The organism is Pseudaminobacter salicylatoxidans, from assembly GCF_003148475.1.
Classification (GTDB): Bacteria; Pseudomonadota; Alphaproteobacteria; order Rhizobiales; family Rhizobiaceae; genus Pseudaminobacter; species Pseudaminobacter salicylatoxidans.
The window spans coordinates 76,065-100,452 of the sequence record NZ_QGGG01000003.1 but is presented as its reverse complement, the minus strand read 5'-3'; the positions used below and the strand labels follow the sequence as shown (position 1 = coordinate 100,452).

22 protein-coding genes are annotated in these 24,388 nt (G+C 63.4%); 10 read left to right on the top strand and 12 right to left on the bottom strand.

The features are described from left to right. Positions 1-17 precede the first annotated feature (17 nt). A complete protein-coding gene (cimA, locus tag C7441_RS05365) occupies positions 18-1,634 on the top strand; it encodes a citramalate synthase (protein WP_109612006.1) in 1,617 nt (538 codons plus the stop codon). An 86-nt stretch (positions 1,635-1,720) separates the two neighbouring features. After that, positions 1,721-2,638 (top strand): EamA family transporter RarD, encoded by a 918-nt coding sequence (gene rarD, locus C7441_RS05360; RefSeq protein ID WP_109612005.1) that lies wholly within the window; start codon positions 1,721-1,723, stop codon positions 2,636-2,638. Positions 2,639-2,669: 31 nt separating this feature from the next. On the opposite strand, the gene C7441_RS05355 is transcribed toward rarD, so the two are convergent. Continuing rightward, positions 2,670-3,281, bottom strand: a complete 612-nt coding sequence (locus C7441_RS05355; protein ID WP_109612004.1) for an LOG family protein — start codon at positions 3,279-3,281, stop codon at positions 2,670-2,672. 112 nt (positions 3,282-3,393) lie between these two features. Here C7441_RS05355 and C7441_RS05350 point away from each other — a divergent pair, with 112 nt between their 5' ends. The 5 genes from C7441_RS05350 to C7441_RS05330 all read left to right on the top strand — a co-directional run bounded on the left by C7441_RS05350 (position 3,394) and on the right by C7441_RS05330 (position 8,880). Continuing rightward, on the top strand, positions 3,394-4,911 hold the full coding sequence (locus tag C7441_RS05350; protein WP_170125020.1) for a LysM peptidoglycan-binding domain-containing protein: 1,518 nt from the start codon (positions 3,394-3,396) through the stop codon (positions 4,909-4,911). Between the two features lie 113 nt (positions 4,912-5,024). Beyond that, positions 5,025-5,375, top strand: coding sequence for an ArsR/SmtB family transcription factor (locus tag C7441_RS05345; RefSeq protein ID WP_109612186.1), 351 nt, complete (start codon positions 5,025-5,027; stop codon positions 5,373-5,375). A 4-nt stretch (positions 5,376-5,379) separates the two neighbouring features. Next, on the top strand, positions 5,380-7,263 hold the full coding sequence (locus C7441_RS05340; protein ID WP_109612002.1) for an ABCB family ABC transporter ATP-binding protein/permease: 1,884 nt from the start codon (positions 5,380-5,382) through the stop codon (positions 7,261-7,263). A gap of 93 nt (positions 7,264-7,356) precedes the next feature. Continuing rightward, the gene (locus C7441_RS05335; protein ID WP_109612001.1) at positions 7,357-8,055 is read left to right on the top strand and encodes a phosphatidylserine decarboxylase; all 699 of its coding nucleotides are present in this window, start codon (positions 7,357-7,359) and stop codon (positions 8,053-8,055) included. Positions 8,056-8,058: 3 nt separating this feature from the next. After that, positions 8,059-8,880: a CDP-alcohol phosphatidyltransferase family protein gene (locus C7441_RS05330; RefSeq protein WP_019170564.1), complete on the top strand. Its 822-nt coding sequence runs from the start codon at positions 8,059-8,061 to the stop codon at positions 8,878-8,880. A gap of 14 nt (positions 8,881-8,894) precedes the next feature. On the opposite strand, the gene C7441_RS05325 is transcribed toward C7441_RS05330, so the two are convergent. From C7441_RS05325 to C7441_RS05315, 3 genes are all read right to left on the bottom strand, one after another. Beyond that, positions 8,895-11,120 carry an AMP-binding protein gene (locus tag C7441_RS05325; RefSeq protein WP_109612000.1) on the bottom strand — a complete coding sequence of 742 codons (2,226 nt, stop codon included), beginning with the start codon at positions 11,118-11,120 and terminating at the stop codon, positions 8,895-8,897. Positions 11,121-11,365: 245 nt separating this feature from the next. Further along, on the bottom strand, positions 11,366-12,256 hold the full coding sequence (locus C7441_RS05320; RefSeq protein ID WP_109611999.1) for a DMT family transporter: 891 nt from the start codon (positions 12,254-12,256) through the stop codon (positions 11,366-11,368). Positions 12,257-12,333: 77 nt separating this feature from the next. Beyond that, positions 12,334-13,221, bottom strand: a complete 888-nt coding sequence (locus tag C7441_RS05315; protein ID WP_109611998.1) for a DMT family transporter — start codon at positions 13,219-13,221, stop codon at positions 12,334-12,336. 185 nt (positions 13,222-13,406) lie between these two features. On the opposite strand from C7441_RS05315, the gene C7441_RS05310 reads away from it, so the two are divergent. Further along, on the top strand, positions 13,407-13,934 hold the full coding sequence (locus C7441_RS05310) for an OsmC family protein (protein WP_109612185.1): 528 nt from the start codon (positions 13,407-13,409) through the stop codon (positions 13,932-13,934). 6 nt (positions 13,935-13,940) lie between these two features. Here C7441_RS05310 and C7441_RS05305 read toward each other — a convergent pair whose 3' ends face one another. The 5 genes from C7441_RS05305 to C7441_RS05285 all read right to left on the bottom strand — a co-directional run bounded on the left by C7441_RS05305 (position 13,941) and on the right by C7441_RS05285 (position 19,995). Next, positions 13,941-14,690, bottom strand: a complete 750-nt coding sequence (locus C7441_RS05305; protein WP_109612184.1) for an SDR family NAD(P)-dependent oxidoreductase — start codon at positions 14,688-14,690, stop codon at positions 13,941-13,943. Positions 14,691-14,807: 117 nt separating this feature from the next. Continuing rightward, entirely contained in the window at positions 14,808-16,274 is a 1,467-nt protein-coding gene (purF, locus tag C7441_RS05300) for an amidophosphoribosyltransferase (RefSeq protein ID WP_019170559.1), read from the bottom strand. A 59-nt stretch (positions 16,275-16,333) separates the two neighbouring features. Beyond that, positions 16,334-16,933 carry a CvpA family protein gene (locus C7441_RS05295; protein WP_109611997.1) on the bottom strand — a complete coding sequence of 200 codons (600 nt, stop codon included), beginning with the start codon at positions 16,931-16,933 and terminating at the stop codon, positions 16,334-16,336. Positions 16,934-16,993: 60 nt separating this feature from the next. Next, positions 16,994-18,391 (bottom strand): DNA repair protein RadA, encoded by a 1,398-nt coding sequence (radA, locus tag C7441_RS05290; protein WP_109611996.1) that lies wholly within the window; start codon positions 18,389-18,391, stop codon positions 16,994-16,996. Between the two features lie 113 nt (positions 18,392-18,504). Continuing rightward, entirely contained in the window at positions 18,505-19,995 is a 1,491-nt protein-coding gene (locus C7441_RS05285; RefSeq protein WP_019170556.1) for a replicative DNA helicase, read from the bottom strand. Positions 19,996-20,279: 284 nt separating this feature from the next. Between C7441_RS05285 and C7441_RS05280 the strand changes: the two genes are divergently transcribed. Beyond that, complete coding sequence (locus tag C7441_RS05280) at positions 20,280-20,864, top strand: hypothetical protein (RefSeq protein WP_109611995.1); 585 nt, start codon at positions 20,280-20,282, stop codon at positions 20,862-20,864. Positions 20,865-20,956: 92 nt separating this feature from the next. Next, a complete protein-coding gene (locus C7441_RS05275) occupies positions 20,957-21,790 on the top strand; it encodes an AraC family transcriptional regulator (RefSeq protein WP_109611994.1) in 834 nt (277 codons plus the stop codon). Positions 21,791-21,830: 40 nt separating this feature from the next. Here the strand turns inward: C7441_RS05275 and C7441_RS05270 are convergent, their stop codons facing one another. The 3 genes from C7441_RS05270 to rplI form a co-directional block, all read right to left on the bottom strand. Beyond that, complete coding sequence (locus tag C7441_RS05270) at positions 21,831-22,154, bottom strand: YnfA family protein (RefSeq protein ID WP_019170553.1); 324 nt, start codon at positions 22,152-22,154, stop codon at positions 21,831-21,833. 62 nt (positions 22,155-22,216) lie between these two features. Then, positions 22,217-23,515, bottom strand: a complete 1,299-nt coding sequence (locus C7441_RS05265) for a cyclopropane fatty acid synthase (RefSeq protein WP_109611993.1) — start codon at positions 23,513-23,515, stop codon at positions 22,217-22,219. Positions 23,516-23,669: 154 nt separating this feature from the next. Beyond that, positions 23,670-24,245: a 50S ribosomal protein L9 gene (gene rplI / locus C7441_RS05260; RefSeq protein ID WP_019170552.1), complete on the bottom strand. Its 576-nt coding sequence runs from the start codon at positions 24,243-24,245 to the stop codon at positions 23,670-23,672. Between the last annotated feature and the right edge of the window lie 143 nt (positions 24,246-24,388).

The following is a 24,388-nucleotide window of genomic DNA, read 5'->3' as shown; positions in this document are numbered from 1 at the left end:
ACGAAAGCACAGAAACAATGACCAAAGAACGCATCTACCTCTACGACACGACACTGCGCGACGGCCAGCAGACGCCGGGCGTCGATTTTTCGATCGAGGACAAGATTGCGATCAGCGCCATGCTGGATGCGTTCGGTCTCGACTATGTCGAGGGCGGCTATCCGGGCGCTAACCCCACCGACACCGCCTTCTTCACCGAAAAGCGCACCACGCGCGCCCGGTTTTCCGCTTTCGGCATGACCAAGAGGGCGGGTGTCTCGGCCTCCAACGATCCGGGGCTGGCCACACTCCTGCAGGCGAAGTCGGATACGATCTGCTTCGTTGCCAAGAGCTGGGACTACCATGTGCGCGTGGCGCTGGGCTGCAGCAATGAGGACAATCTCGAGTCCATCTCTGCCTCCCTTGCGGTCGCCCAGGCAGCTGGGCGCGAAACCATGGTCGATTGCGAGCATTTCTTCGATGGGTTCAAGGCAAATCCCGACTATGCGCTGGCCTGCGCCCGCACCGCGCTGGAAGCCGGCGCACGCTGGGTGGTGCTGTGCGACACCAATGGCGGCACGCAGCCTTCCGAAGTGGGCGAGATCGTCGGCAAGGTCATCGCTGCCGGCATCCCCGGCACAAATCTTGGCATCCACGCCCATGACGACACCGGGCAGGCGGTCGCGAATTCGCTTGCCGCGGTGGAGGCCGGCGCGCGCCAGATCCAGGGCACGCTGAACGGCATCGGCGAGCGCTGCGGCAATGCCAATCTGACCACCCTGATCCCGACTCTGGTGCTGAAGCCCACTTTTGCCGGGCGTTTCGAAACCGGTATCTCGGTCGAGGCGCTGGAAGGCATTTCGCGCCTGTCGCGCAATTTCGACGAGCTGCTCAACCGTGCGCCGAACGCGCAGGCGCCCTATGTCGGGGCTTCGGCCTTTGCGACCAAGGCGGGCATCCATGCCTCCGCGCTCATCAAGGAGCCCCAGACCTACGAGCATGTGCCGCCTGAAACGGTGGGCAATCGCCGCAGGGTCATGGTGTCGGATCAGGGCGGCAAGGCCAATTTCATCGCCGAACTGAAGCGGCGCGGCATTGACGTTCCGAAGGATGACGGCCGTCTCGATTCACTGATCGCCGCCGTCAAGGACCGCGAGGCGCAGGGCTACGCCTACGAAGGCGCCGATGCCAGCTTCGAGCTCTTGGCCCGCGGCTTCCTGCACACGGTGCCGGATTTCTTCCGGGTGACCTCGTTCCGCTGCATGGTCGAGCGCCGCTATGACGCCAATGGCGCGCTGAAGACGGTGTCGGAGGCCATCGTCAAGGTCATCGTCGATGGCGAGGAGAAGATGTCTGTCGCCGAGGGGCATGGCCCGGTCAACGCGCTCGACATCGCTCTGCGCAAGGATCTGGGCAGGTTCCAGCACGAAATCGCCGATCTGGAACTGGCCGACTACAAGGTGCGTATCCTCAATGGCGGCACGGAGGCGATCACCCGCGTGCTGATCGAATCCCATGATTCCACCGGCGCGCGCTGGTCCACTGTGGGCGTCTCCGACAACATCATCGACGCCTCGTTCCAGGCGTTGATGGATTCGATCGTCTACAAGCTGATGAAGAACCGCGAGATGGCAGGGCTGGTGGCGGCAGAGTAGCACGTCGTCGCTGGCATAAGCGAAAGTCAACGTTCCATCAAAAGTTTACGGTGGTTTCCGGCAACGAACCGGCGCATAGGTGGCGCATGACTTCCGAGCCCACCACGTCTGACGCCACAGGCAACAGCGGTTTTCTGTTTGCGCTGTCAGCCTATCTGTTGTGGGGCGCGCTGCCGCTTTTCATGAAGCTGGTGGCGCATATTCCGGCGGCGGAGGTGGTTGCGCACCGCATCCTCTGGTCGCTGCCCATTGCAGGCGTCACGCTGCTGGTGCTTGGCCGCACGGCGGATGTGAAGGTGGCGCTACGCTCGCCGCGCACGATGCTGATGGCGGCAGTCACGGCGGCCTTCATCACCTGCAACTGGGGCATCTATGTCTGGGCGATCTCTGTCGACAGAACGCTGGAAACGGCGCTTGGCTACTATATCAACCCGCTGCTGAGCGTGGCGATGGGGGCCGTGCTGCTGGGCGAAAAGCCGAACCGCTTCCAGCTTGTCGCAATCGGCCTTGCGGTCCTGGCGGTGCTGATATTGGCTTTCGACGCGGGCGGATTGCCGTGGGTGTCGCTGGCGCTGGCGGCGACCTTCGCGGTCTATGGCTTCCTGCGCAAGACGCTGCCGATCGGCCCGAGCCAGGGCTTCTTCCTGGAGGTGCTGATTCTCGCCTTGCCGGCTTTTGCCTATATTCTGTGGTTGCAGGCGCAAGGGCAGGGGCATTTCGTGTTCTCCAGCCCAGGCGACATCGGCCTTCTGCTGGCCTGCGGGCCGATAACGGCGGTGCCGTTGCTGCTTTACGCCTTCGGTGCGAAGCTTCTCAAGCTCTCCACCATCGGCCTCATGCAATATATCGCGCCGACCATCATCTTCTTCATCGCCGTGTTCGCCTTCGACGAACCGTTCGACGGCGTACGCATGACAGCATTCGGGCTGATCTGGCTGGCGCTGGCGATCTATACCTGGTCGGGGTTCTTCCATCGGCCCGCCGCACGGCAGGAAGCCGCATAGACCGCCGCCCGGCCGTGGCGGCACAAGGCCGTCACATCTTGTCGATGAGGGTCTGCACGCCTGTGGTGGGCGCGTCCACAACGGCGCCTTCGGCAAGGATTGCCGCCACCACGGCTTCAATCTGATTGACCACCAGTGGCTGCACCAGATGGCCGGTATGGACGAAGCCTTCCGCGCGCATATGGTCCAGCAGCGTGAGCATCGGGTCCCAGAAGCCGTCAACATTGGCGAACACGATGGGTTTGCGATGGTGCCCAAGCTGCGCCCAGGTCATGATCTCGACGATTTCCTCGACCGTGCCGATGCCGCCGGGAAGCGCCACGAAAGCGTCCGACTTTTCGAACATCATGTGCTTGCGCTCATGCATGTTGTCGGTGACGATCAGCTCGTCCAGGCGGCCGAGCGCATTCTCGGTCGCTTCCTTGTTGATCAGGAAGCGAGGAATGATGCCGGACACCTTGCCGCCCGCGCGCAAGGCGCCATCGGCAACCGCGCCCATGATGCCCTTGGTGCCGCCGCCATAGACGAGGCGCAACCCGGCTTCCGCGAGCGATCGGCCCAGCACGTGCCCGGCCTTGATGTACTTCTCGCTCCGGCCCGGCGAGGAGCCGCAATAAACACAGACGGATCGAATCGGATTCATGAAGATGATTGGTGATTATCCAGGCCGGTTCGGTCAAGACCATTGCAGGGGTTTTTCTTGTCGCTATCGTAAAAACGGGGTAGACGGGCGGAATGGCTAAGGGGCAGGAAACATGGCAGGCGCTGTAGGCAGGGCATTGATATTCTTGGCAGGTGGCGTGGCGGCAGCCGCAGCTACCGCCTACTATGCGGGTGCCCTCGATCCGTATCTGAGTGGCAAGCCACAGGAGGTCGCCGCGCTGCCGAATGCATCGACGCCGCAACCCGACCTCAAGGAGTCGAGGCTGCCGGCACAGGAGCAGCCCAAGCAGCCTGCCGCTGCCCTGCCGGATGCGGGCAAGGCGGCTCCTGCGGAAGAGAATAAGGCACCACCGGCTGAAGCCGCCACCCCGCCGTCGGCTCCTGCTGCTACCGGAGAGGCCGGGGAAGAGGCTGCAACGGCCGGAAAGACCCCCGATGTCGCCGCCGCAGTACAGGCACCTTCTTTCGATATCGTGCGCGCGGAGGCCGATGGATCACTGGTCATCGCCGGCAAGGCAGCACCGAATGCAAAGGTGGAGATCGTTCTGGGCGCCAAGGTCATCGGCAACGCGGTCGCCGGCCCGGAAGGGGATTTCGCCGTGGCCATCGACGAGCCCCTGAAGCCGGGCGCTCATCAGATCGTCCTGCGCTCGACCAATCCCGACTCCGTGGTTTCCACTTCCCCGGAAACGGCGGTGGTTTCGATACCCGAAACGCGCAGCGGCCAGGTTCTGGCGCTGGTCGAGCAGCCCGGCGCGCCGAGCAAGCTGATTTCGGTGCCTCAGCCCGAGAAGGTCGCGAAGCCTTCCGCCGAAACGCCAGCGGCCTCTGGTGGCGCGGTGGCGCAGCCCGAGGCCCCGGCTGCCGAAACTGCGGAGAAGCCGCAGCAACAGGCTGCTGTCGCTCCTGAAACCACACCCGGCAAGGCTGACGCGCCGGCCGTGGCTGCTGGTCCGGCCGTCAAGGTCGAGGCCGTCGAGATCGAAGGCCGCAAGGTCTTCATCGCCGGCACTGCCGATCCCGGTCGCAAGGTGCGCGGCTACGCCAACGACATCCTGCTGGGCGAGGTCGTGACCTCGCCGGGCGGACGTTTCCTGATCGAAACCGAACGTGACCTGCCTGCCGGAGACTACATCATCCGCGTGGATGCGCTGTCTCCGGATGGCGCCAAGGTCGTGGCGCGCGCCGCCGTGCCCTTCGAACGCGAAGCGGGCGAGGCGCAATCGGCTGTGGCGCCGCAGGCTACACCGGCGGCGGGAACTGAAAAGGAGCCCGAGCAGGTTTCCGGCGCGCAGCCGCAGGGTGTCGAGCCGCAGTCCGGTTCGCACGAGATCGCCGCAACGACCCCCGATGAATTGTCGCCCAAGCTGCAGAATGTCGAGGGCGCGGTCATCATCCGGCGCGGCGACTCGCTGTGGCGCATCTCGCGGCGCGTCTATGGTCTTGGCGTGCGTTATTCGACCATCTATCTGGCCAATCAGGAGCAGATCCGCGATCCCAACCTGATCTGGCCGGGCCAGGTATTCAAGGTTCCGGAAAAGACCAGCCAGGGCGAGGCGGCGAACCTGAAGGCTGTGGGCGAGCAGGCCACCACGCTGCCGCCGCAATAAACTTCTACGAAGGCGTCATCGCCGGTCCGCGGCTTCTGAGCAGCGGACCGGCGATGCAATGGCGTTGCAAGGCTGTTGCCAAGATCCCATTCATCGTATATCGCCGATATACGATGAATGAATGCGTCGACTCCATCGAAAGCTGCAGCACCGCCGCCACGAAAGATCTGGCGTCGCGGTTTGCCGCGCTGTCGCACCCGGCGCGCATCGAAATCCTGCGCTACCTGTCAGGCAGCAGTTCCTGTTGCTGCAAGGACGTGGTGGAACGGCTCGATCTGGCGCAATCGACGGTCTCGCAGCACCTGAAAGTTCTGGTTGAGGCCGGACTGGTGCGCTTTTCACCCGAAAGGCAGCGCTCGCGCTACGAACTCGACCGTGAAGCCCTGCAGGATTTCTCCAGCCGTGCGGCGCATCTGATCCATGGATGCTGCTCCGGCGGCGAAGAACACAATTCGAAGGCATGATATTTTGGCCGACAAGACAGTTTCCGCCGATTCCGGCTCCACGCTGAAAACGCTGCTCAACCTGTGGCCCTATATGTGGCCGGCTGACCGGGCCGACCTGAAGGCACGTGTGGTGTGGGCAACGGTCTATCTGGTTCTGGCGAAGGTTATCCTCGTCGGTGTTCCGTACTTCTTCAAATGGGCCACCAACGCGCTCGCGGGCGATCATGCGCCGCAGCCGCCGCTGCCGGATTTCCTGCTGGCACCGGTCATGCTGGTGCTTGCCTACAACGTGGTGCGGCTGGCGCAGCTTGGCTTCAACCAGTTGCGCGACGCACTGTTTGCCCGCGTCGGCCAGCATGCGGTCCGCCAGCTCGCCTACAAGACCTTCGTGCATCTTCACGCTTTGTCGCTGCGCTTCCATCTGGAGAGGCGCACCGGCGGGCTGTCGCGCGTCATCGAGCGCGGCACCAAGGGCATCGAGACGATCGTTCGCTTCACCATATTGAATACGCTGCCGACGCTGCTGGAATTCGCACTCACGGCGGTGATCTTCGCGGTCGCCTATGGCTGGCTTTACGTGCTGGTGGTGGCCGTCACGGTCGCGGTCTATACATGGTTCACGGTTTGGGCGAGCGATTGGCGCATCGGTATCCGCCGCGAAATGAACGAGTCCGACACCGACGCCAACACCAAGGCGATCGACTCGCTGCTGAATTTCGAAACCGTCAAATATTTCAACAATGAGCGCATGGAGGCCGAGCGTTTCGACCGTTCCATGTCCCGCTATGAGATCGCGGCCACCCGCATCTGGACCTCGCTCGGCTGGCTGAACTTCGGGCAGGGCGCCATTTTCGGCGCCGGCATGGCGGTGGCCATGTGGATGTCGGCGCGCGAGGTGATGGCCGGCACGCAGAACATCGGCGATTTCGTCTTCATCAACGCCATGCTCATGCAGCTTTCTGTGCCGCTGAATTTCATCGGCTTCATCTATCGCGAGATCCGTCAGGGCCTGACCGACATCGAGCATATGTTCGATCTGCTCGACGTGAAGCAGGAGGTCGTCGACAAGCCTGCGGCCAAGGCATTGGCCATCGGCCAGGGCAAGGTCGAGTTCCGCGACGTTCACTTCGCCTACGATCCGCAGCGGCCGATCCTGAAAGGCATCAGCTTCGAGGTGCCGGCCGGCAAGACGGTGGCCATCGTTGGGCCGTCCGGCGCTGGCAAGTCCACCATTTCGCGCCTGCTGTTCCGCTTCTACGATGTGCAGTCGGGCTCCATCCTGATCGACGGTCAGGATGTTCGCGACGTGACGCAGGAAACGCTGCGCGCGGCGATCGGCATGGTGCCGCAGGATACCGTGCTTTTCAACGACACCATCGCCTACAACATCCGCTACGGCCGCCCCGGCGCCACCGACGAGGAGGTCAGGCGCGCGGCCGAAATGGCGCAGATCGGTCCGTTCATCGAGCATTTGCCGGAAGGCTACAAGGCCATGGTCGGCGAACGCGGATTGAAGCTTTCGGGCGGTGAAAAGCAGCGCGTGGCCATTGCCCGCACCATCCTGAAGGCCCCGCCGATCCTCATGCTGGACGAAGCCACCTCGGCCCTCGACACCCATACCGAGCAGGAAATCCAGGCCGCGCTCGATCTGGTCAGCCGCGGGCGTACCACCCTTGTGATCGCGCACAGGCTTTCCACGGTTATTTCGGCCGACGAGATCATCGTTCTCAAGGATGGTCTCATTGCCGAGCGCGGCACCCATTCCTCGCTGCTGCATCATGGCGGTCTCTATGCTTCCATGTGGGCGCGCCAGCGTGAAGCGAGCGAGGCCGAGGAGCGGCTGCGCATTGCCCGCGCCACCGACGAACTGGGCGTGGTGGTGCGCCGCAAGACCGAGGAAGTTTGACCGGTGCGCCGGGCTTTTCCTCAATGTCGCGTTGCGGCGCGCCGAGCTTTCCGGTAAGCAGGCGGGCATTTCCACTGGAGACGCCCCCGCCCGATGAGCCTCGTCGACACCGTCAAGAACGTTTTCGTTCCCGTGCACAGGGAAGGCTATCCCTTCATTGGTGCCTTCGCCGCCGCGACGATCGTCCTCGGTTTTTTCTCGATCAACCTGTTCTGGGTCGGGCTGATTCTGACGGCATGGTGCGCCTATTTCTTCCGCGACCCGCCGCGCGTCACGCCGGTTGACGACAGGCTGGTCATCAGCCCGGCCGATGGTGTGGTTTCGGCTGTCGGGCCGGCCGTGCCGCCGCGCGAACTGGGCCTCGGCACTGCCGAAATGACCCGCATCTCGGTGTTCATGAACGTGTTTTCCTGCCATGTGAACCGCTCGCCGGTACGTGGCCGCATCACCCGCATCGAGCACCGTCCCGGAAAATTCCTCAACGCCGAGCTCGACAAGGCCTCGAGCGAAAACGAGCGCAACGGTCTCGTCATCGACAGCCCCAACGGCACCATCGCGGTGGTGCAGATCGCCGGGCTGGTGGCGCGGCGCATCGTCTGCTGGTCCGATGCCGAGAGCAATATCACTGTCGGTGAGCGCTTCGGCCTGATCCGCTTCGGCTCGCGCGTTGACGTGTTCCTTCCGCCGGAAGCCGCGCCGCGCGTGGCCGTGGGGCAGACCGCGGTTGCCGGCGAAACCGTCATCGCCGAGTTCGGCGGCGACGCGGCCACGCCACTCGTGCGGATCGGCTGAACCATGCCTGCGCCATTCCAGCCTTTTGAACCGCATGGCCGCGGCGGCCCGCGCATCCGCGAAATTCCGCTGCGCATGATCCTGCCCAATCTGATCACGGTGCTGGCGATCTGCGCCGGCCTTTCCGGCATTCGTCTCGCCTTCGAGATGCGCTTCGAGATCGCCGTGGTCATGGTGTTGTTCGCCGCTTTCCTCGACGGCATCGACGGTCGCATTGCCCGTGCCCTCAAGGCCACGTCGAAATTCGGCGCACAGATGGATTCGCTGGCCGATATCGTCAATTTCGGCGTCGCGCCGGCGCTGGTGCTTTATGCATTCCTGCTTGACCGAGCGGGCTCGCCTGGCTGGATCGCCGCGCTGCTCTTTGCCATCGCCTGCGGCCTGCGGCTGGCTCGCTTCAATGTACTCGACGAAGACGAGGACCGGCCCACATGGCAGGCCGAATATTTCGTCGGCGTGCCGGCTCCCGCCGGCGCCGTCATCGTCATGCTGCCGATCTATCTGGTGTTCATGGGGGTGGTGGAGCCGGGTCGTATCTTCGGCTTCATCTGCGCGCTCTTCACGGTGCTGATCGCGCTGCTCCTGGTCAGCCGCCTGCCGGTCTATTCGGGCAAGAAGATAAAGGTCCCCGGCGACACGGTGTTACCGCTCATTCTGGGCGTCTCGCTCTACGTGCTGCTTTTGGTTACCTATCCGTGGCAGACCCTGTCCGTCTCGGTAATTGGCTATCTGCTGTCGTTGCCGTTCAGCGCACGCGCCTATTCACGCCGCGCGCGCATCGAGGAGGCAAAAGAGACCGAGGCCTCGTTCTCTTCCGGAAAGTGAGGCCGGGCCGCCTGTCAGGCGGCTGCCTCGTTGCCGGTCTGCTCGTCGATGAGATGGCGCACCGCGCTGTAGTCGATCTTGCCGGAGCCGAGCAGCGGCATCCTTGCCACCTTGACGATTTCGTCGGGCAGCAGCGGACTGGACTTGCCCAGCCGTTCGGAACGACGGATTTCCTCGCAATCGGCATCTTCCGAAGTGGTGACGAGCACGATGCGCTCTCCGCGCGCGACCGCCGCAACGGCAATTGCTGCGTGACGTTCTTCGGGCCAAAGCTTTTGCGCCAGCGCCTCCACGGTTCCCAGCGAGACCATGTCGCTGCCGATATGGGCAAAGCGTGAGGCGCGGTCGAGCACGGTGATGAAACCGTCGCGGTCGACCGAAACGACGTCGCCTGTGTCGAACCAGCCCTCGCCAAGCGGTTGTAGCGTGCCGGGAGCCTCGGCGCTCATATAGCCCAGCATCAGATTGGGACCCTGGATCAGCAGCCGGCCACCCTCTGCAATGCCCTCGACTGGCGCCAGCCGCATTTTCATGGCCGGCAACAGGCGTCCGGCGCTGCCCTCCCGCCCATGGGTTGTCGTGTTCACCGATACCGCCGGCGAGGCTTCCGTCAGGCCATAGCCTTCCACGATCTCCATGCCGAAGTGCTCGCGCCACTCGCGCCGGGTCTCGGCGCGCACCGGTTCGGCCGCCACCAGCGCGAAACGCAGGCTGGAGAAGGCGCCGGGTTTCGCGTTTTGCGCATAGCCGGCAAGCACCGCATCCGTGCCGAGCAATATGGTCGGATGGATTTCGTCCGCGACTTCCGAAATGATGTGATAGTGCAGCGGCGAGGGATAGAGGAACAGCCGCATGCCCGTGGCCAGCGGCAGCGCGATGCCGCCGGTGAGGCCGAAAGCGTGATAGGCCGGCAGCACGTTCAGGAGCTTGTCGCCGGGGCCGAACGAGATACGTGCAGCGATCTGCATGGCATTGGCCATGATATTGTCGGCTGACAGCACGACGGTCTTCGGCTTTCCCTCCGAGCCGGGGGTGAACATGATGGCGGCGGGCTTTTCCGCATCCTGGGCGTGAACCGGCCACCACCAGAAGCTTGCCGCCGCGATACGGTCTGCAAGCGACATGCGTGCCTGCAGGTCCTCGATCCAGACGAAACGCGTACCGCCCTTTTCGGCGGCGTCCACCACGTCGCCCAGATTGGCTTTCTCGGCGAAGGCGCGCGAGGAGATCACCGTGCGCACGAGGGCGGTGCGCACCGCTTCCGTGACGGCGTCGGGCGAGGCGCTATAGTCCAGCATGGCCGCCACGCGGCTGCTGGAGGAAAGCCCCAGCAGCGTCAGCACCAGGTCGCTGCCGTTTGGCAGCATGATCCCGACGGCTTCGCCAGGCGCGGTGATCGCGGCCAGCTTGAGCCCGACAAGGCGCGTGCGGATGAGCAGGCGGCGATAGTCGAGCGCTTCGCCGCCGGTATCCTCCACGGCAATGCGCCGCGCGCCATTGGTGAAGGCTGCCTGCAGCGTTGCCAGGAACAGGGTCCGGGTCGGGCCGGTGGCTTCGAGGCGCGTCTCGGCGAGGCGGTCGAACAGCGCATTGGAAGCACGGGCCGGTTGCGTGACATTGCGCGCCATCAGGTCCGAAATGGTGAGGGGCTCGAGCGTACTGACAGTGAGTTTCGGGAACAATCTGCGCCGGGCTTTCCGGCGCGGCGTCAGCGAAAAAGGCAGATGGCGCGCGCCGGCAACGAACACGGGCACGACCTTGGCGTCGGCACGGAGTGCGATGCGGGCCACGGCCCGATAGAGCCGGAAAGCCTTGGTGCCGGGCTCCACATCGTCCGGCAGGTAGACTGCGAGCCGGCCCTTGCCCTTCAGCACCCGAACCAACCGCCGGCTGACGAAAACATGCTCGGCGTTGAAGGCGATGGTGCGGGCCAGTTCCCGCCACGGCTCCAGCCAGTGCGAGCGGGCCGATGCCTCGTCGAGTATGTGCAGCGTGTCATCCGGCAACAGCGACAGCATGAGCGCGGGGTCGAGCCGTGCCTGGTGACAAACGACATAAACCACCGGCGCTTCCGCCTTGCGCACCCTGCGCATGCGGGCGTCGTCGATGCGGTAAAGAAGCTTGAGCGGCAGATAGAGAAGCGCCTGATGCAGCGTCAGGCCCAGCCGCACCACAAGCCACAGCGCGCCGCCCACGTAAGCGGCGAGTATGCAAAGAGCTATGGTTCCAGTCAGGATCATGCCACTCTCCCTGCACCTGTCTGGCCGACGGTTCTTGGCGACCGTTCGGGGGCGAAGGTTAGACCATGCTGCGCCCACGTCAATGAATTCGTGATTGAGTGCGCGGGAGGCGAGCGCCAGCAAAGAAAAAGCCGGCTCGCAAGCCGGCTGGAGTAGGGGGACGGGCAGGGGTTGGGCATGGGGACGAGCCCGTCCAGCGCCACCAACGCATGGGTCCGGCATTGGTTCCGGGAGAACCGGATTTTTTAGGTTCCGGCCGAGCGCAGCGCGCGCGCCTGCATCCAGTCGCGGCCGGCATGGGCAAATACCGCCATGAGCACCACCGCTCCGCCGATAAGGCTAGCCGCGGGCGGCAGTTCGGTCAGGAAGAGCCATCCGAACAGCACTGCAAAGGGGACCTCGGCCGAGCCGAGCAGGCCTGCTTCTGCCGAGGGAACCCGCCGCGCGCCTTCCGTCCACAGGATCGAGGCAAGCGCGAATGAGACGCCGAAGGCCCCGAGCAATACGATGTCATGTGCGGAAACGGCCAGCGGATCGTCGACGAACCATGCAAGTGCGAACACCATGAACGCCGAGACCGCGCCGGCCCAGATTGCATTCGTGTCGCGGAACGTACGGATCAGAACCATGTAGAGCGCGCTTGTCGCGGTCATCACCAGCGCCAGCGCATCGCCGAAAGGCTGTCCGGTGCCGAGGCCGGAAAATACCATCAGCCCCACGCCCGCCAGCGAAAGCACGGCGGCCAGCATGGTCTGGCCGCGCACCCGCTCGCGCATCAGGAGCCATGCGAAGAGAGCCGCCACGAAGGGCGCGGTGGCATAGATGATGGCGACATTGGCGACATAGGTGTTCTTGAAGGCCGTAATGAAGGCAAGGCTGGAAGCGGCGCCGATGGTGGCCATCAGCCAGCCGCGCCAGCCGAGTTTCAGACCCTGTGGCGAGCCGGTATCGCCGCGGCGCCAGTAGAGGTAGCCCATCATCAGCACCGCGCCGACAAGTCCGCGCCAGCAGGCGATGACCAGCGGCGGCGCATCGATCGATTTCGTCAGCACGCCGGCGAGGCCGAACACCGCCGCCGAAGCGGTGACGAGCACGATACCGAGCAGGTGTTCGGTGTTGTGGTCGCTGGTGGTCATATTTCCTCCTGCCGCTTCCGGATATTCTAGGCCGCCGCTGCTGACAGGGTCGTGTCGGCATGGGCTGGCGCTGGTGCTCATCCCGCCTTGCGGAAGCGTTCGCCGACGATGATGACCACGCCGGCAAGGAAAATGAGGACAGCTCCGAAGAACACCTCGCGGCGCGGCACGTCGCCCCAGATGGCATAACCGAAGGCAAAGGCCCATACCAGCGAGGTGTATTCAAACGGCGCGATGACAGAGACCGGTGCCCGCTTCATGCCCTCGAACAGCGCCCATTGGCCAAGCCCGCCAATGGCGCCTACACCGATCAGCAGAAGCCAGTCGCTCAGCGCAGGCGTTTGCCAGACGAAAATCAGCGGTATGCCGGCGATGATGAGGAAAAAGCCGTTATTGAGCATCATCTGCACCATGCTGCTTTCGTAGAGCGCGATCTTGCGGATCAGCACGATGGAAAGCGCCCACAGGCAGGCCGCCACCAGCACCATCGCCACCGGAATGCTGATGCCGAGCGCGACCGGATCGCAGGCCACATAGACGCCGATGAAGCCGAGGAGCACCGCAATCCACCGCAGCAGTGGCACATTTTCGCCGAGGATGAAGATCGACAGGATGGTGACGATAACGGGCGCTGCGAAATAGATCGTCGTGAGTTCGGCAAGCTGCAGATATCTGGCTGCATTGTAGTAGCACAGCCACGCCCCGAGGATAAGGAAGCTGCGGAACAGCATCGGCATGAAAGCCGATGAGTTCCATGATTTCGCCAGAAGTTCGCGGCCGCCGATGACCGAACAGGCGATGAAGATCGTCGCGCTGCGGATGAACAGGATTTGCCAGACCGAAAGCCCGGCCACCAGAAGCTTGATGAAGGCATCCTGGGTCGAGAACATGAAATAGGCGATCCCCGTCAGCAGGATGCCCGCATAGATGCGTTCGCGGGTGTCGAGAATGACGGCATTGACCATGCGTGCGGGTCCTTGTGCAGGAGTGAAGCCGTCGGCGCAGGCGGGCGGCAACATCCTGCTATACGACCACGCGGGGCGCTCGGGCTAAGCCAGAGCGCTCACGAGCATTGGCGCAGGCGTGACCGGATTGAGGTGCGGGCCGCGAAGCGTGATAGAATGTGGAAGCAACCGTTCGGGAGGCCGGCATGGACGCGGCGGAACTGAAGGCGGTGCAGACACCGCTCAAGGAAAGCTATCGGGAGGATGCTTCGCGCGCACTGGTCACGCTGCGTGCCGGAGGTTCGATCGACAGCCAGTCGATTGCCTGCAAGGTGGAGACCGGGAAGGCGTTGGCGGTTGCCGGCCTGCACCCGGCAACCGGCGGCAGCGGTTCGGAGCTCTGCTCCGGTGACATGCTGCTGGAAGCTCTTGTGGCGTGCGCCGGGGTGACGCTGAAAGCGGTTGCCACCGCGCTGGAATTCCGTTTGCTGGATGCCAGGATTGAAGCCGAGGGCGACCTTGATTTTCGCGGCACGCTGGGTGTGGCGAGGGATGTCCCGGTCGGCTTCCGCGCCATCCGCCTGAGTTTCGATCTCGACACCGACGAGCCGCAGGAGCGCATCGATACGCTGCTGAAGCTGACCGAACGCTACTGCGTGGTTTTCCAGACGCTCAACAGCCGGCCGGAACTGTCGGTGATGGCCAGTTGCCATCGCCCAGCGGCGCGGATGTAGTCCGCCTTATTTCGGATCGCGGTAGGAGACGAAACGATCCTGACGGACCTGGAACAGCATGCCCGTTTCGCGAAGGGCAGGGCTGGCAAGCGGCAGGATTTTGCGCGCAACCTCCGCCGGGGTAGGCAGCGTGTCGGGGTTCTCGCCCGGAACGGCCTGCGCGCGCATGGCCGTTCGGGTCGCGCCCGGATCGACATTGTTGACGCGCAGCGGCATATTGCGGGTCTCGTCGGACCAGGAGCGCACAAGCGTCTCGACCGCGGCCTTGGACGCCGCGTAAGGCCCCCAGAATGCCCGCGCAGAATGCGCGGCACCCGACGACAGAACGATTGCGCGGCCGGCATCGGATTTGCGCAGCAGCGGATCCACCGAGCGGATCAGACGCCAGGTGCCGGTGACGTTCACCGCCATGACCTTGTCGAACACCTTCGCCTCGACATGGCCGATCGGCGAGATGACGCCAAGCACGCCGGCATTGGCGACGAGGATGTCGAGCTTGCCCCAGCGATCATTGATCGCGCCGCCGAGCCGGTCGATGCCGTCCATGTCTGTAAGATCGAGCGGCACCAGCGTCGCCTGGCCGCCGGCGGCCTTGATCTCGTCGTCAAGATCCTCAAGCCCTCCCACGGTGCGCGCCACCGCGATCACATGCGCGCCGGCGGCCGCCATATGCTTGGCGATCTGGTAGCCGATGCCGCGCGAGGCGCCGGTGACGAGAGCAACACGATTGGAAAGATCTGGAGTTTCGGTCGTCATGAATTCCGCTCGAATGAAAAATGGCGAACCGCCCCTCATCGGTTTTCTGTACGAACCGCCTCTCCCTTAAAAAGCGGGGGAGGCGGTGAGGGACGGTCCTGCAAAACCAAACGGCTCTTACTGGCTGGAGGCCAGCAGCGACAGCGTGCGAACATTGTCTGCGCCCTCGAAATCGGCGAGGCGAGTGGGATAGTCGGCACTGAAGCAGGCATCGCAGAATTGCGGCTGCTCCATGTTGCGCTGTGCTTCGCCAACGGCGCGATAGAGCCCGTCAATGGACAGGAAGCCGAGCGAATCGACGCGAATGAAATCGGCCATTTCCTCGATCGACATGCGCGAGGCGAGCAGCTTGGCCGTCTCGGGCGTATCGACGCCGTAGAAGCAGGACGAACGCGTCGGCGGCGATGCGATGCGCATATGCACTTCGCGGGCGCCGGCCTCGCGCACCATCTGCACGATCTTCTGGCTGGTGGTGCCGCGCACGATGGAATCGTCGACCAGCACCACACGCTTGCCCTCGATCATGCGGCGGTTGGCGTTGTGCTTGAGCTTCACGCCCATGTGGCGGATGGAATCGCTCGGCTGGATGAAGGTGCGGCCGACATAGTGGTTGCGGATGATGCCGAGCTCGAAGGGCAGGCCGGCCTGCTGGGCAAAGCCGATGGCAGCCGGCGTGCCGGAATCGGGCACCGGCACGACGATGTCGGCATCGACCGGGCTTTCGATCGCCAGCTCCATGCCGATGCGCTTGCGCACGTCATAGACATTGCGGCCTTCGATCGTCGAATCGGGACGGGCGAAATAGACATATTCGAAAATGCAGAAGCGCGGTTTGACCGGTTCGAAGGGGAACAGGCTCTCAATCCCCTTGGCGGTGATGATCACCATCTCGCCGGGTTGCACGTCGCGCACGAAACGTGCGCCGATAATGTCGAGCGCACAGGTCTCGGAGGCGAGGATATAGGAACCGTCGAGGTCGCCCAGCACCAAGGGGCGGATGCCCAGCGGATCGCGGCAGCCGATCATCTTCTTCGACGTCAGCGCGACCAGCGAGAAAGCGCCTTCCAACTGGCGCACCGCCTCGATGAAACGGGCGTTGAAATCCTTCTCGCGGCTGGTCGCCACGAGATGCAGGATGGTTTCGGTGTCCGAGGTGGAGGAGAAGATCGCGCCCTCTTTCTGCAAGGTGCGCTGGACGGTCATGGCGTTGGTGATATTGCCATTGTGGGCGATGGCGAAACCGCCGTCCGCAAGTTCGGCGAACAGCGGTTGCACGTTGCGCAGGCCCGAGCCGCCAGTGGTGGCGTAGCGCGTGTGGCCGATTGCGCGGTTGCCTTTCAGACGCTCGATCACCCTTGGCTTGGTGAAGGTGTCGCCGATCAGGCCGACATGACGCTCGACGTGGAATTGCGAGCCGTCATAGGAAACGATGCCCGCTGCCTCCTGTCCGCGATGCTGCAGCGCGTGCAGGCCGAGCGTCACGATCGCGGCAGCATCCTGTCGGCCGAAAATGCCGAACACGCCGCATTCGTCGTGAAAATGGTCATCGGCCTCGCCGGGCAAGGTGTCGTCCACTTGGGCCATCGTGGCGGTCTCTCTTTAGAAAACCCTCATATAGGGCGGTTGCGCGCTTCGCGCTACCTTCAATTGTCGGCAGGCGGGCTGCTGTCCTGCGTCGCGTCGCCCGTCGTGTCGTCAGCGGGCGGCGTGCCCGGTTCGGCATCCGGCGTTTCATCCGGCTTCAGCCGTTTCAAAATAGCCTTTTCCGGGTCCTCGGGCATCAAATTCTCGATTTTCATGCCGATGCCTTCCAGCAGCGGCTTCGATTTGGCTTCGGAGATCCAGGTCGGGGGATTGGCGCCAAGCAGCCAGTTCATGAACATCAGCCCGACCGCGACGACGAGGACGCCGCGTGCGGCGCCGTAGAGGAAACCGAGCGTGCGGTCGAGCGCGCCGACGCGGCTGTCGATGATGAAATCCGCGATCTTCATGGTGATGACCGTCACCACGATCAGCGCGACGATGAAGACGATGCCCGCGGCGGCGCCCATCGCGATCTTTTCATTGTCGATATGCGGCAGCACATAGGGCAGCACTGCGGGGTAGAAGAAGTAGGCGGCGGCCGCTGCCGCGATCCAGGAGGCGATCGAAAGCACCTCGCGCGAGAAACCGCGCACCATGGCAAGCATTGCCGAAACCAGCGTGAAGCCGACGAGAATTCCGTCAAGCAGCGTAATCGGCATGTCGTTCCCACTCCATCAAAGCGCCTTGCCGCACCGTGCCGCGTTTGGCACAAGCCCCGGTCAATCGTCCGTCTTTCTGCGCAGGGAACCCGCGATACGCACGACGAGGTCCGTCAGCGTTGCGGGCTGGAATGCGCCGGATCCGATTGCGCCGGACATTTCCTCACTGCCCTTGGGCAGCACGGCTTGTCCGAAGCCCAGCTTTTCGGCTTCTTTGAGGCGCTGCTGCGCATGAGCAACCGGCCTGATAGCGCCCGAAAGGCTGATTTCGCCGAAATAGACGCAATCGGCCGGAAGAGCAAGGCCGGTGAGCGACGAAACCAGTGCGGCCGCAACCGCGAGGTCCGCTGCCGGTTCGGAAATGCGGTAGCCGCCGGCGACATTCAGATAAACGTCATGCTGGCCGAAGCGCACGCCGCAATGGGCCTCCAGCACGGCCAGAACCATGGCAAGGCGCGGGCTGTCCCAGCCCACCACCGCGCGCCGTGGCGTGCCGAGCGTGGAGGGCGCCACCAGCGCCTGGATTTCCACAAGCACCGGCCGCGTGCCCTCGATGCCGGCAAAGACGGCCGCGCCGGGCGCCTGTGCATGGCGCTCTCCCAGGAACAGTTCGGACGGGTTGGCCACCTCGCGCAGGCCCTTGTCGGACATCTCGAAGACGCCGATCTCGTCGGTCGCGCCGAAGCGGTTCTTCACCGTGCGCAGGATGCGGTGATGGTGCCCGCCTTCGCCCTCGAAATAGAGCACGGCGTCCACCATGTGCTCGACGACGCGCGGGCCGGCGATCTGGCCTTCCTTGGTGACATGGCCGACGAGCACCACGGCCGCTCCAGTGGATTTCGCGTAGCGGATCAGCGCCTGTGCGGACGTGCGCACCTGCGTGACCGTGCCGGGGGCTGAATCCGCAATATCGGTCCACAACGTCTGGATCGAATCGATGATGACGAGATCGGGCCGCTTGCCCTCGCCGATGGTCGCCAGAATGTCCTCGACATTGGTTTCGGCCGCCAGCTCCACGCTTGAGCCCGCCACGCCGAGCCGCTGCGCGCGCAGGCGGATCTGCGCCACCGCCTCTTCGCCCGAGACATAGACGATGCGGTGGCCACGGCCGGCAAGTGCCGCCGCCGCCTGCGTGAGCAGGGTGGATTTGCCGATGCCGGGATCGCCGCCTATGAGCAGGGCCGAACCGCGCACGAAGCCGCCGCCCGTGGCGCGGTCGAGCTCGCCTATGCCCGAGGCGATGCGCGGTGCATCCTCGATGTCGCCCGAAAGGGAGGTGAGAGTTACCGGTCGGCCCTTGCGCGCGCTGCGTATGGAGGCCGGGCCGCCGCCGATGCCGCTGTTGGTGCCTTCCTCGACCAGCGTGTTCCACTCGCCGCAGGCATCGCATTTGCCCGCCCAGCGTGTGTGGGCGGTGCCGCAGTTCTGGCAGACGAACTGGACGCGGGTTTTGGCCATGACCTTATCTTCCCTCTTGAGGGGAAGGCCGATCCGTAAAGTGGACGGGGATGGCGGCAAAGCATTGCGCCAGAGCGCTCACCTTGTGGGGAGAAAAAAATCCCATCACCCGGCTACTCGAACCGTTCCGGCAGATGATGCTCTTCCGCCAGATCGGAGAAGCGGGTGAACTCGCCGGTAAAGGCCAGCGAAACCGTTCCCGTAGGGCCGTGCCGCTGCTTGGCGACGATGACCTCGGCCTTGCCGCGCACCTCGTTCATATCGGTTTCCCACTTGATGTGCTCTTCGGTGCCGGGCTTGGGTTCCTTGTTCTTGAGATAATATTCCTCGCGGTAGACGAAGAGCACCACGTCGGCGTCCTGCTCGATGGAGCCCGATTCGCGAAGGTCGGAAAGCTGCGGGCGCTTGTCGTCGCGGCTTTCCACCTGACGCGAAAGCTGGGACAGCGCGATGATGGGAACGTTGAGTTCCTTGGCCAGCGCCTTCAGGCCGGTGGTGATCTCGGTGATTTCCTGCACGCGGTTCTGCGAGGCCTTGGCCGACGAGCCCTGCATGAGCTGGATATAGTCGATGATGATGACGTCCAGCCCGCGCTGGCGCTTCAGGCGGCGCGAGCGCGCGGCGAGCTGGGCGATGGATATGCCACCGGTCGAATCGATGAACAGCGGAATGCGCTGCATGGTCTGTGAGCAGGCCACCAGCTTTTCGAAATCGGCCTCGTTGATGTCGCCTCGGCGGATTTTCGATGAGGGGATTTCCGTCTGCTCGGAAATGATACGCGTGGCGAGCTGCTCGGACGACATTTCGAGCGAGAAGAAGCCGATGACGCCGCCATTGGCGGCCTTGAACGAACCGTCCGCCTGCTGCGCCGGTTCATAGGCATGGGCGATGTTGAAGGCGATGTTGGTGACGAGCGAGGTCTTGCCCATGCCGGGACGACCGGCAAGCACGATCAGGTCGGAAGGTTGCAGGCCACCCATGCGGTGGTCGAGATCGCGCAGGCCCGAGGCGATGCCGGACAGATGGCCGTCGCGCATATAGGCGGCGTTGGCCATGTCCACCGCGGTCTTGACCGCATCGGTAAAGCTCTCGAAGCCGCCATCGTAGCGCCCGGTTTCGGCAAGCTCGAACAGCCGCCGCTCGGCGTCCTCGATCTGCTGTTGCGGGGAAACGTCCACCGGCGCGTCATAGGCGATATTGACCATGTCCTCGCCAACGGTGATTAGCGCGCGGCGCGTCGCGAGGTCATAGATGGCGCGGCCATAGTCGGCGGCGTTGATGATGGTGACGGCCTCGGCCGCCAGACGGGCAAGATAGTGGGCCAGCGTCATGTCGCCGACTTTCTCGTCGGCGGGCAGGAAGGTCTTGAGCGTGACCGGATTGGCCATCTTGCCCATGCGAATCAACTCGCCGGCGATCTCGAAGATCTTGCGGTGTAGAGGCTCGTAGAAATGCGCGGGCTTCAGGAAATCCGAGACGCGATAGAAGGCGTCGTTGTTGACGAGAATCGCGCCCAGCAGCGCCTGCTCGGCCTCGATATTGTTCGGAGCCTCCCGATAAAGCGGTGTTTCCGCCACTTCGAACTTGCGTGCCGCCTCTGCCATCGTTTCCCCAAAAATCCCGTTCCGCTTTCTGGTTAGCAGAAGAGGGGCTTCAGGAGTCGGTCAATGCTGAACTTATGCGCAAGCGGTCCACAAAACGCACATCTCATCCACAGGATTGGATTCGCAGGGCGGTGAATCAGCTTGACGCTCAATGCAGAACCGTAGCCCGCAATTAAGAACAAAACAAGAATATTCAAGCGAGCCGAATCGCCCTTGAACGGTGTTGGCGGCGGGCGCCGTCCGTGCTGTTATGGCGGGGAGCATTCTCTGCAAGGACTGATGCGATGAGAACCGCATATGCCGGATTTTTCTGCGCCCTGTTGCTGGGCGGCCTGGCGGGCGCTTCGTATGCCATGGCCGGGGAGGTTTCGAGCAAGGATCAGGTCGCGCTGTTTGCCGACATGAAGAGTGGCGGCAGGACCGGCATTGCCCGCAAGACGAAGCCGGTGGATGCGCGCCCCGCAGTGGTTGGAGAGATAATCGTCACGACCATCAGGGGCGAGGGCGTGGAGACGAAGTCCAAACCGGCCGAGGAGGGCGACTGGGTGGTGCGCAACCGCTGCCCGGAAACCGGAAACGAGGAAATTCTGGTGAAGGCCGCGAAGTTTCCGACCCGTTACGGCGAACCGCAATCGAAGGCGGATGCGCAGGGCTATCGGACATTCATCCCGAAAGGCACGGATATGGGCTATTTCATCGTGCCGCGGGAGACAGGTGAATTCGCCTTCACCGCGCCCTGGGGCGAAAGGATGGTTGCCCGGCCGGGCGATGCGATCGTTCAGGTGCCCGATGACCCGACCGATACCTACCGGATAGCCGCTGCTTCCTTTGCTTGCACCTATGAGGTCGTCACGCCCGCGCAGCGATAGGAGATCACAAGGAAGTTCGGCCGCACCGCAAGCGCGATCAAGCCGGCTCCCCGAAATGGCGGCATATCGGGCATTGCCTGAGTGGGAGTGTCATGGACCCGGTATTGAAAGCCCTGTGGTATGTCGAAAGCCATTTCGCCGGCGAGGTTTGTCTGGATGACATCGCCGGTGTGGCCGGGGTTTCGCGATTTCACATGTCACGGGCGTTTGCCGCCGCAACCGGGCGTTCGATCACCCGTTATCTGCGCGGGCGCAGGTTGAGCGTGGCGGCGCGGGCGCTGGCCGGCGGCGCGCCCGACATATTGGCGGTGGCGCTCGATGCCGGATACGGCTCCCACGAGGCATTCACGCGGGCGTTTCGCGAGCAGTTCGGGCTGACGCCCGAAGCCCTGCGCGCGCAGCGTCATCTCGACAATCTCGAACTCGTGGAGCCGATCATTATGGACGATACACCGACTGCAAAGCTGGAAGAACCGCGCTTCGTCGACGGCAAGCCTATGCTCATTGCCGGTCTGGGCGAACGCTATGCGTTTGATAGCCCCAACAACGCCATCCCCGCGCTGTGGCAGCGCTTCAACGCCTATCAGGGCAGTATCCCCGGCGCCGTGCCGAATGCCTGGTACGGCATTTGCTGCAATTTCGACGACAGCAGCTTCGAATATGTCTCGGGCGTCGAGGTGACCGACTTTTCGGAAATGCCGAAGGAGTTCAGTTGCGTGCGGCTGGCCGCGCAGAAATATGCGGTCTTTGCCCACCGCGATCATGTCTCGAAAATCCGCAATACGGTGCATGCGATTTGGCGAAATTGGCTGCCGAATTCGCAATTCGAGGCGGCTGATGCGCCGAATTTCGAACATTATGGACCCGAATTCGATGGTCGAACCGGCAATGGCGGGCTGGAAATCTGGATTCCGCTGAAAGCCTGATCGCAAGCGGCGGCAAGTGGAAACGCCCCGCCGCCTTCGGCTATGCCGCGCGCGGCGCGAACAGGATGATGCAGGCGCCGACAAAACAGACCGTGGCGCCCAGCAGGTCCCAACGGTCGGGGCGCACGCCCTCGGCCAGCCAGAGCCAGCCGAGCGACGCGGCGATGTAGATGCCGCCATAGGTGGCATAGGCGCGGCCGGCGGCGGACGAATCGACGAGGCTGAGAAGCCATGCGAAGGCCACCAGCAGGGCAATGCCGGGCGCCAGCCAGAGCGGCGATTTCTCCAGCCGCCACCATGCCCAGAATGAAAAGCAGCCGGCGATCTCGCAGATCGCGGCTGCAATGAAGATCGGAATGCTCACTGCCGTCCCTCCGGTTCCGTGCCTTTGTCGGGGCAGGGCGGCCGCAAGGCAAGTGCTGGCGACTATTCGCCAGCCTCCGAAATGCGTTTCTTGCCTTTTTGGGCGGCGGCTGCGTCCTGCTGTTCGGCCGTGGTCTGGTTGTCCTGCATGGCCAGCGCCTGTTCGGCCTCGGCCATGTAGTCGCGCGTGATGGGCAGGACATCGTTGCGGCGGGTGAGCTGGATCTGGAAATTCATCATCTCCTGCCAGCGGAACGAGGCTTCCGAGCCGGCAAGATAGAACTCCCACATGCGGCAGAAGCGTTCGTCATAGATCGCCTTTGCCTTGTCGCGATTGGCCATGAAGCGCTCGCGCCAGTGCTTGAGCGTTTCCGCATAATGCAGGCGCAGGATCTCGATATCGGTGACCATCAGCCCCGATTTCTCGATCACCGGCAGAACTTCCGACAGAGCCGGGATGTAGCCGCCGGGGAAGATGTATTTGCGGATGAAGGCGTTGGTGGCATAGGGCGGGCCGTTGCGGCCGATCGAGTGCAGAACCATCACGCCATCGGGCTTGAGCAGTGTTGCGCATTTCTCGAAGAAGGCGCGGTAGTGGTTGACGCCGACATGCTCGAACATGCCCACCGAAACGATGCGGTCGAACCGCTCGGTCAGATGACGATAGTCGCGCAGTTCGAAATGGACGTGGTTCTGCAGCCCTTCCGCATGGGCGCGGTCGGTCGAAACGGTGTGCTGTTCGGTCGAAAGCGTAACGCCCAGAACGTCGGCCTCGAAGTTGCGGGCCAGATAGAGGCCGAGCCCCCCCCAGCCCGAACCGATGTCGAGCACGGAAAGGCCGGGCTTCATTTGCATCTTGGCGGCGATGTGGCGCTTCTTGGCGAGCTGCGCCTCATCGAGCGTCATGTCCGGGCGTTCGAAATAGGCGCAGGAATACTGCATGTCCTCGTCGAGGAAGAGCTTGTACATCTCTCCCGACAGATCGTAGTGGCGCTGCACGTTGCGCCGCGAGCGGCTGGTGGTATTAAGCTGCTGCAAGCGGCGGAAAGCATGGCGCAGACCCTCCAGCGCCTTGGTCCATGCAGCCTCCACGCCGCCCGGTCCCATATTCTGGTAGGCGGTGTGCAGGAGACCGAGGACATCGCCCTCCACGATGTCGATCTCACCGTCCATGAATGCTTCCGGCAGCGCCAGCATGGGGTCCATGGCCACGGCGCGTTCTGCATGGCCGGTTCTGAAAACGACGTGAACCGGATCTCCCGTGCCATCGCCGAAGCTCCGGCTACTGCCATTGGCGCTGGTAATGGTGAGGTTTCCGGTGCGCACCAAGCGTTCAACGATGCGCTGCAACAGTATATTCATAGCGACACCCGCAATTAAGGCAAAACTGGGTTGCCCCTATTGTGCTTCAAAGCGCCGCATCTGCAATAGTTCCAGTTTGTACAAAAAAAACCGGGCCAGGGGCCCGGTTTTTTGGTCCAGTTCACGCGAGACGACAGCGTCTCGTGAAATGTGATCAGAGCTCTTCGTCTTCTTCCGCGTTCGGGTCGAAGAAGCTGTCCGGACGGGCGTTCTCGTTGATGTCCTCGCCGTAGATGGCTTCGGCCGAATCGAGCTTCTCGCCGGCAGCCTGGCGCTCGGCCTCGTCGGCGGTGCGGGCGATGTTGAGGGTGATGGTGACCTCGACTTCCGGATGCAGCGCGATCGCCACATTGGTCAGGCCGATGGTCTTGATCGGGTGGTTGAGTTCGATCTGCGTGCGGCTGACCGAGAAACCCTCGGCCGTGACGATGTCGGCGATGTCGCGGGTCGAAACCGAACCGTAGAGCTGACCGGTTTCGCCGGCCGAACGCACGACCACGAAGGTCTTGCCGTCAAGATTGTCGGCCACCTGCTGGGCTTCGGACTTGCGCTCCAGGTTGCGGGCTTCGAGCTGGGCGCGCTGGCCTTCGAACTTCTTCTTGTTGGCTTCGTTGGCGCGCAGCGCCTTGCCCTGCGGCAGCAGGAAATTGCGGGCAAAGCCGTCCTTGACCTTGACGGTGTCGCCCATCTGGCCGAGGCGGGAAATACGTTCGAGAAGGATGACTTCCATCGTTCCTGTCCTTTGTCTGTGCCGCGATGCGGCTGATTTCTTGTCAGGACGGCAGGAAGCTTGAGTGGCGGCTTTGCGCCTCGGTCGCTGTCCTGCCTGTCCGGCAGTTAGGGCATGGTGGCCCAACTCGGGATTTTTCATGT